The sequence below is a fragment of the Streptomyces sp. SID3343 genome (genome assembly GCF_009865215.1).
GTDB lineage: Bacteria > Actinomycetota > Actinomycetes > Streptomycetales > Streptomycetaceae > Embleya.
In genome coordinates, this window is sequence record NZ_WWJX01001333.1 from 1 (window position 1) to 6,668 (window position 6,668).

The 6,668-nt window shown below is 68.4% G+C and carries 5 protein-coding genes; 4 read left to right on the plus strand and 1 reads right to left on the minus strand.

What is annotated here, in order from left to right:
• Nucleotides 1-389: 389 nt before the first annotated feature.
• The 4 genes from GT354_RS42325 (at nucleotide 390) to GT354_RS42340 (ending at nucleotide 5,291) form a co-directional block, all read left to right on the plus strand.
• Nucleotides 390-968, plus strand: coding sequence for a hypothetical protein (locus tag GT354_RS42325; RefSeq protein ID WP_161362144.1), 579 nt, complete (start codon nucleotides 390-392; stop codon nucleotides 966-968).
• 51 nt (nucleotides 969-1,019) lie between these two features.
• Nucleotides 1,020-2,984 (plus strand): hypothetical protein, encoded by a 1,965-nt coding sequence (locus tag GT354_RS42330; RefSeq protein ID WP_161362147.1) that lies wholly within the window; start codon nucleotides 1,020-1,022, stop codon nucleotides 2,982-2,984.
• A gap of 10 nt (nucleotides 2,985-2,994) precedes the next feature.
• Nucleotides 2,995-4,053: a hypothetical protein gene (locus GT354_RS42335; RefSeq protein WP_161362148.1), complete on the plus strand. Its 1,059-nt coding sequence runs from the start codon at nucleotides 2,995-2,997 to the stop codon at nucleotides 4,051-4,053.
• Between the two features lie 122 nt (nucleotides 4,054-4,175).
• Nucleotides 4,176-5,291 (plus strand): hypothetical protein, encoded by a 1,116-nt coding sequence (locus tag GT354_RS42340; protein WP_161362150.1) that lies wholly within the window; start codon nucleotides 4,176-4,178, stop codon nucleotides 5,289-5,291.
• A gap of 115 nt (nucleotides 5,292-5,406) precedes the next feature.
• Here the strand turns inward: GT354_RS42340 and GT354_RS42345 are convergent, their stop codons facing one another.
• The gene (locus GT354_RS42345) at nucleotides 5,407-6,459 is read right to left on the minus strand and encodes a MarR family transcriptional regulator (protein WP_237535998.1); all 1,053 of its coding nucleotides are present in this window, start codon (nucleotides 6,457-6,459) and stop codon (nucleotides 5,407-5,409) included.
• Nucleotides 6,460-6,668: the final 209 nt, after the last annotated feature.

Below are 6,668 nucleotides of genomic sequence, written 5' to 3' on the forward strand. Positions count from 1 at the left end.
TGCGCGGCCGCGTCGCTGGTCCCGGCCGAACGCCGCAGCGCGTGGCCGGTCTTCGTCGGCGGAGCAGCGGCCGCCCCGGCCGCGACCGTCGTGGTGCCGACTGCCCGACCGCGAGCCGACCGCGAGCCGCCCTCGGGCCTGCCGGTGGGCACGGCCGAGGGTTTTCGCACTTCGGCAGCCCTCGTACGGTCCGCCGTCGTCTTCGCGACCACCGCCCCGGGCGTCGGGGTCGTCGTCCCCTCCTTCCTCGTCGATTCGACGCATTCATGTCGTGGGCGAGGAAGTGTTTTCCGAATGCATGAAGGCCTCTGAGGGGTTTTGACTCGAATCGGTCGATGTGTGTTCCAGTCGTTTGCTCAGGGGTGTCGCGCGCATTCGACGCCGTGATTGTGAACGGAATAGACGACTCCGCATTCGCGGTGATTATCGGTCGAGGCGCGACCGAAATCGTCGCTAGACTGCGGTCGATGCGACTGCGCGGGCAGTGGCTTTACTCGGTTGCCTTTTTATACCTTCGAGTCGGGGGCCCGATGGTCGAGCGCGAGAGCATAGGCAGAGTCCTGAATCCGCAGCATTACGACGGCGAGGCGAGTCGGCCGTCGGCGATCGCCGAGCCGAGAGAGCCGCTGACCACCGGGCTTCTCTCGACGCTGGACAACGGCGGCGGTGGGAGCGGGGGCGGCTCGGGTATACGGCTGACGCCCGCCATCCTGCACGCGTCTGCTTCCCGGCTCGAGGGATTGACCGGTGAGGTTCGTGCCGATACTCGGACCGCCTTGCAGGGCGCCGACCACGTCGCGGTGGGACGCAATCTGGAGGTCACCAAGGCCGTGCAGTACGTGCACGATCGTTGGGGCGAGAAGTTGTCGCACCTCGTTGAGGACATGGAAGAGCGGGTCGCTCGACTTCGCAAGGCCGCAGACCATTGGAAGACGACCGAGGAAGACATCAAGAAGTCTTTCGGCTGACCGGCGCAAAGTCGGGTGTCGGAACAGACATTCGCATCAAGGGGGAAATACGTGGGATTATCCATCGAGGACGTCGAGACGTGCTCGCCGGACGCGTTGGACGGCGTCGCGGCGGGTTGGGAGCGACTGTCGGCCGCAATGGGCGGCGACAAGGACACCGTTGCTCGTGAAGTCATCGCCCCGTTGGTGGACGGTGGTTGGCAGAGTGAGGACGGCAAGCGCGCGGTCGAGTTGCTCGGGTATGTCGGTGCCCAACTCGACGCCCTGCGCGCGGAGTCCGGTGCGATGGCCTCGATCGTGCGCGAGGCCGCCGGGGAGTTGCGCGCGGCGCAGGGAACCGTGCGTGCCGCGTTGGACGAGGCGCGTCGCAATGGGTTGACCGTACGGCCGGACGGCGGGATTGGTTGGGAGGCCGGCAGCGACGCCCAGTTCGCCAACCTCCAGTCGATGGCCGAGGGGATCGGCGCCCGCCTCACAGCCGCGCTGCAAGCCGCGTCGGACGCCGACGCGTTGGCCACCGCCACACTGCGAGCCAACGTCGACTTCGGCCCCAAGAAGGACTTCAACGCGTACTCCTTGGGCGCCGACCCTGCGGCCGACGCGCGACGTTCCGCCGATCTGCTCGCTCGCGTGAACACGACGGGGCTGACCGAGCAGGAAGTACAGCAGCTTCGCCTGTTGACCTGGGACAACGCCGGGGACCAGAACTTTCAGGTGAGTCTCCTGAAGAATCTCGGCCCGAAGGATCTGTTGGTCCTCACCGATGGACTGACCAAGGGCGAGGCGCTGCTGGAGCCGAAGGACCAGACCGAGGTTGCGCGCATGTTGAGGGAGACCCTTTCCGGGGCCAGTCCCGTACTGGCGCAGGACAAGGAATGGATGGAGGGCCTTCGGCAGGCCGGGACGCACGACATATCGGCGACCAACACTTCGAGCGCCCCCGGCTACGAGGGCCTGGCCCTGCTCATGAGGGAGGGAACCTACGACAAGGAGTTCCTGCTCCAAGTCGCCGACGGCATCGTCGACATGGACGCGACCATCGACAACGATCGATACAGCAGGCCCGACAACGACCCGGTCACCAACATCCTGCACGCGCTGAACAAGGACCAGTCGGCGGCCACGGCCTTCCTTTCGGGCGGCGAGGGGCCGGGGCGGGTCGAACACCTCATCAGTCGGGTGCCGGCGCCACACCTGGAAACGTTCGCCCAGACGATCGACCTGACGACGCGTGGGCCCATCCCGACTCCGGAGTCATCGGCGATCGTCGGAAACGTGGTCAACGTCCTTGGGAAAAATCCGCCGGAGGATGTTCCCGAGGAGTTGCAGGGGCCCGTCGGGCAGATGCTGGCCCGCAACATCGAGACGGTGCATCTGGAATTGTCCAACCCGAACGCCAAGGCCCAATCCCTGGTGGATTCCGCGACGCCGTTGGCTGAATTCGACACAGGTGCTCTGATACGCACGATTTCGGGAATTTCAGGGGACGAAAAGAATATAGTGCCCTTGTGCGTCGCTGAGGATGCATATACGGCCACGGTGATGACCGTGATCAAGAATGAATCTCCGGAGGGTCAGCGGCTCGACGACCTACAGGCTGCGGCGAAAAATTATGCCGAGGTGCGTGGGACTTTCTCTGCCACTCTCTCCACGCAGATCGAGCAGGCGGCGGAGGACGAGTCTCGGGACGTCGACAAGTACTCCAACTGGGTCCAGAGTGCTGCGGGTGCCCTGATCACCGGGGTGCTGCCCGACCGGGTGGGCGACAGTGGTGAGCGTATCTTCAACGGGATCGCCGTGCAGATCACGGACAATATTCAGCGGGAAATCGCGGACAACGCCGAGATTCACATCGCGACGCAATACGACGCGGCCAGTGGCTCCATGCAGGACAGTGTGGATGCGTGGCTTACGCAGAATGGTTTCTCCGGTCGGGACGCGAGTTTCATCACGGACGACATGCAAACCGGCTTCACTTCCGCGATCACGGCGGTCCGAGAATCCGACGGATCCTGAGAGTGAGCACATGACACGAATACGCGGCGGGCCCGTGGTTGATAAACGCGTTCGTGCTCTTCGGGCGCCGGCGGGCGGGCTGGTGATGGTGGTGTGCGTCGGCGTGCTGGGGTGGTCGTGGCTCGACCATCGGGAACGGGACGAGGAGTTGGACCGTCCTCGTGCGCGGGAACTCGCGGAGGTTCCACGGGAGTTGTGTTCGGGGATGGTGGCTGCGGCGGATGTCGAGCCGCTGGACTTCGTACGGCGGCAGCCCGTGCGGCCCAAGGACGAATCGGGTCCGCGGCCCGATCGGCTCGTGTGCTCGGTCGGCGAGCGGGTCTCGGTGCGGGTCGAGGTCGGGCCGTTGCGCGAGGCCCCAGCGGACTGGGCGTGGCGGCCGGACGTCTCGGCCGCGCCGTTGGAGCACGAGGTCGTCGGGATGGCGGGTCCGGACGATGCGTGGGCGGTGATCCCGTGTGCGACGGGGGCCGGCGATCTACTCGCTCGGGTGACGGTGTCGGAGAAGGGCAGCCCAACCGGTCCGCAGGTCGGCGATCGGCGGACCGAACTCGTACGGTTGTTGGCGCGCACGGGCAACAACGTGGCCCGGCGGGCCGGCTGCGGGGGAGACCCGCTACCGGAGTTCGGCGTGGTGGCCGCTCCCCGGTGGTTCTTGAGCCCGCCCACCGGTCAGCCCGGATGCATCCCCGGTGCCGGGGACGGAACGACCGTCGAGGGCCTCTCGCCTGTGCTGGTGCGTTGGGCGACTCCGGCGCATCCGGCGCCGATCGAAACCTGTGACGTCTACCTCCGGCGAGGGGGGCCGGACGAACGCGGGCTGTCGTTCACGATCTACCGGGGCAAGACCGCGGCCTGGGCGCCGCCGCTGGACGGCAAGGTCGACGGGGCCACCGTTGTGGCGCGAACCGAAGGGCAGTGTGCCGGCGAACCCGTGGTCTGGCTGAGCACGGACGGCGGGCCGATGGCGGTCGGCGAGGAGCCCACTCGATCGAACCACGCCGCCGTGGTGGCGGCGATCGTTCAACGCGACGGCTGCGCCGTCACGCGCAGCGAGGGGGCACGATGACCGCCGAAGGATCGGGTCATGTGGGTGATTCGTCTCGTGCCGGCGAGCGCGAGGCAAGGACCGAGCGCGGAAGTGCACCCGCGACACCGGTGTCCGGGAGCACGCCCGCGACATCCGCGACCGTGCCCACGAACGCCGGTGCGGCATCGAAGTCGCCCTCGGCGAAGCGGCGTTGGTCGCGCGCGACCCGGGTGCAGGCCGGCGTGGTGGTCCTGACGCTGGCCCTCGTGGGCGGCCAACAGGCATGGGACACCCGGCAGGAGGCACAGATTCCGGACACGTTGTGTGACGGCCTGCTGTCGACGGCCGCGGTGGCGCCCGGGTTTGCCGTCTCCGAGTTCGATGACGAAGTGCGGCGCACGCCGAGTCCGGGCTCTCCCGCCGCGTGGTGCCGGCTCGGTGAACTCGTGGAGGTCCGGGCCGATTTGCTGCCGATCGCCCGGGAGGAGGCCTACCAGGTGACCCGTCGGGTCGACGCGACCTCGTTCCCGCTGGGCCCTGGCCTGGAGGGGATGGCCGGGCCGGGCGAGGGCTGGCTGGTCCTGCCCTGTCCCAAGGTGGGCCGCGGTGACCCGGTGCTGGTGACCCTGTCCTTCCGGGGGAACTGGAACAACGGCACCGACGCGGACGACGACCGGCTTCGGCTCGCGCGATGGATCACCGACGCGGGCCGCCGGATCTCGGCGCGGGCCGGATGCGGAGCAGAGTCACTGCCCGAACCCGCGTTGCCCGCGGCCGACGAGGCGTGGTCGGCCGACCTGTGGAAGGGCAAGGGCGATCCACGTGAGGCGCGGCGGCTCCGCAAGGCCGCCGGCTATACGAGTCGTCCCATCGACACGGGAGGGCTCTGCGGTCTGGCTCCGGCAACCCTGCTTACGCCTGCCGAGGCCGAACAGGTACAGGCGTGGATGGAGACGCCTCGAAACGACCTCGTCTACACCTGTCAACTGGGCGGGTCGAATTTCCTGTCGCCGGAGAGCCGGTTCACGGTGGTGAGCGGGGCGTTGCGCGCGTACGCGCCGTTGGACGCCGAGCCCGGTGAAAGCCGGGCCCGTGGGGGAGCGTCCGACTCGACCTGGACCGCAGGCACCTGCGCGGGCCGTCCCGCGGTCTTCACCTTTTCGGCGGAGTGGGTCCAAGCCCGGCCCGACGGTGTCCGCAGGGGTGACCGCGTCGAGACCATATTCCGGGCCCTGGTCGACGGCTACGCGAAACGTGCGGGGTGCTCCGTACCGTGACCGCGATCCTGGGCTCCGTCCGGCGCAGCGGCCCGAGCCACGGCACCAGGCGGGAACGTACGTGCCGCTGCGGCGCGCGTCGGGGCACGCGGTGAGCTTTGCGGCAGGACGCCGCTCAGGTGGCGAGGAGGGTCTCGGGTCGGGTGCGGAGCGATCGGCGCAACTCCTGTACCCGTCGCCGGACCTCGTGGACCGGAAGTGCGGTGGCGGGGGCGGCGGGCTGCTCGTGCCGGCAGGTGCTGCACAGGCCGCCGGGTAGTGCCTCGGGTCGTCCGGGCACGGCGCATCCGGTGCACTCCATCAGGCGGCGGACCGGCTTGGCCGGATCCGGCTCCGGGACCGCAGCGCGGGCGGGCTCGGGTGGCAGCTTTTCCACGAGGCGCTTGCGGGTGAAGGCTCCCGGAGAGTGCACTCGGTCGGGAAGGCCCGAGGTGAGCGCAAGGACGAGCTGCTGTGCGGTGGTTCCGCGCGTCAGCCACTCGGTGGCCAGCTCCTCCAAGGCGGCGCAATCGGCGGCCGAGAGAGTCAACCTGGCATCGACGTGGCCGAGCTCGGCCAGAGCCTCATAGGCGGCCGAGCGTGGGCGGTCGGGGACACGATCGTCGCCGACCGGAGTGGCGGCGGGCTGTTGCGTCGGCTGTTTCTCGTTCGGCGCGGGGGCGCGGGCGGGGGTGGGGACGTGGGCGGGCGCGGGGTCGGGGTCGGGGGCGTGTGCGACAGCGGGTCGGGTCTTGCCGGATCCGCGAACGACCGCTTCCGCGACGGGCTTTGGTGTGACGAACGGCGTGACGACCGAAGACTCGAAGGCGGCCGGTGGGATGGTCCTCGGCGAATCGTCGGCCAGGAAGCGGGCCCACCAGGCGTCGTCACAGGCGATGCGCGAGAAGTACGTTCGATACACCCACCGCGTCTGATCGCCACCGACGACCTCGCGGACGCGTCGTAGATGGCCGGCGACGGACAGCGCGGTGAGCGCTGACCGTACGGCCTGCTGCCCGTGGCGGGGAAGCGCCTTGGCGAGTGTCTTGGCGTCCATCGCGGCACCGTCGGGCAAGCGGTCGACATAGGCGGCGATGTACGCCTCACGTTCGGGCAGGTGTGCGAAGTCGCCTCTGCGGCGCGGTGGTTGGTCCGGAACGGAGCGTTTGCCGTAACCCGGATTGGCCATCGGATGCGCCTGTGCGCGCGGGGGAGCGTTAAAGTCTTCACCAGCCATGGGATCTCTTACTCTTTCGTGATCTCGTTGGTCAGACCCCGGTTCGGTGCTGTTACACCGGCCGGGGTTGTTCGTTGTCGCGAACGCTAGATCGCGACAACGCTGCGCCGCAAGCTCGTCACGGATAGTCATACATGCAGACCGCGCGAGCTCGCGCGGCG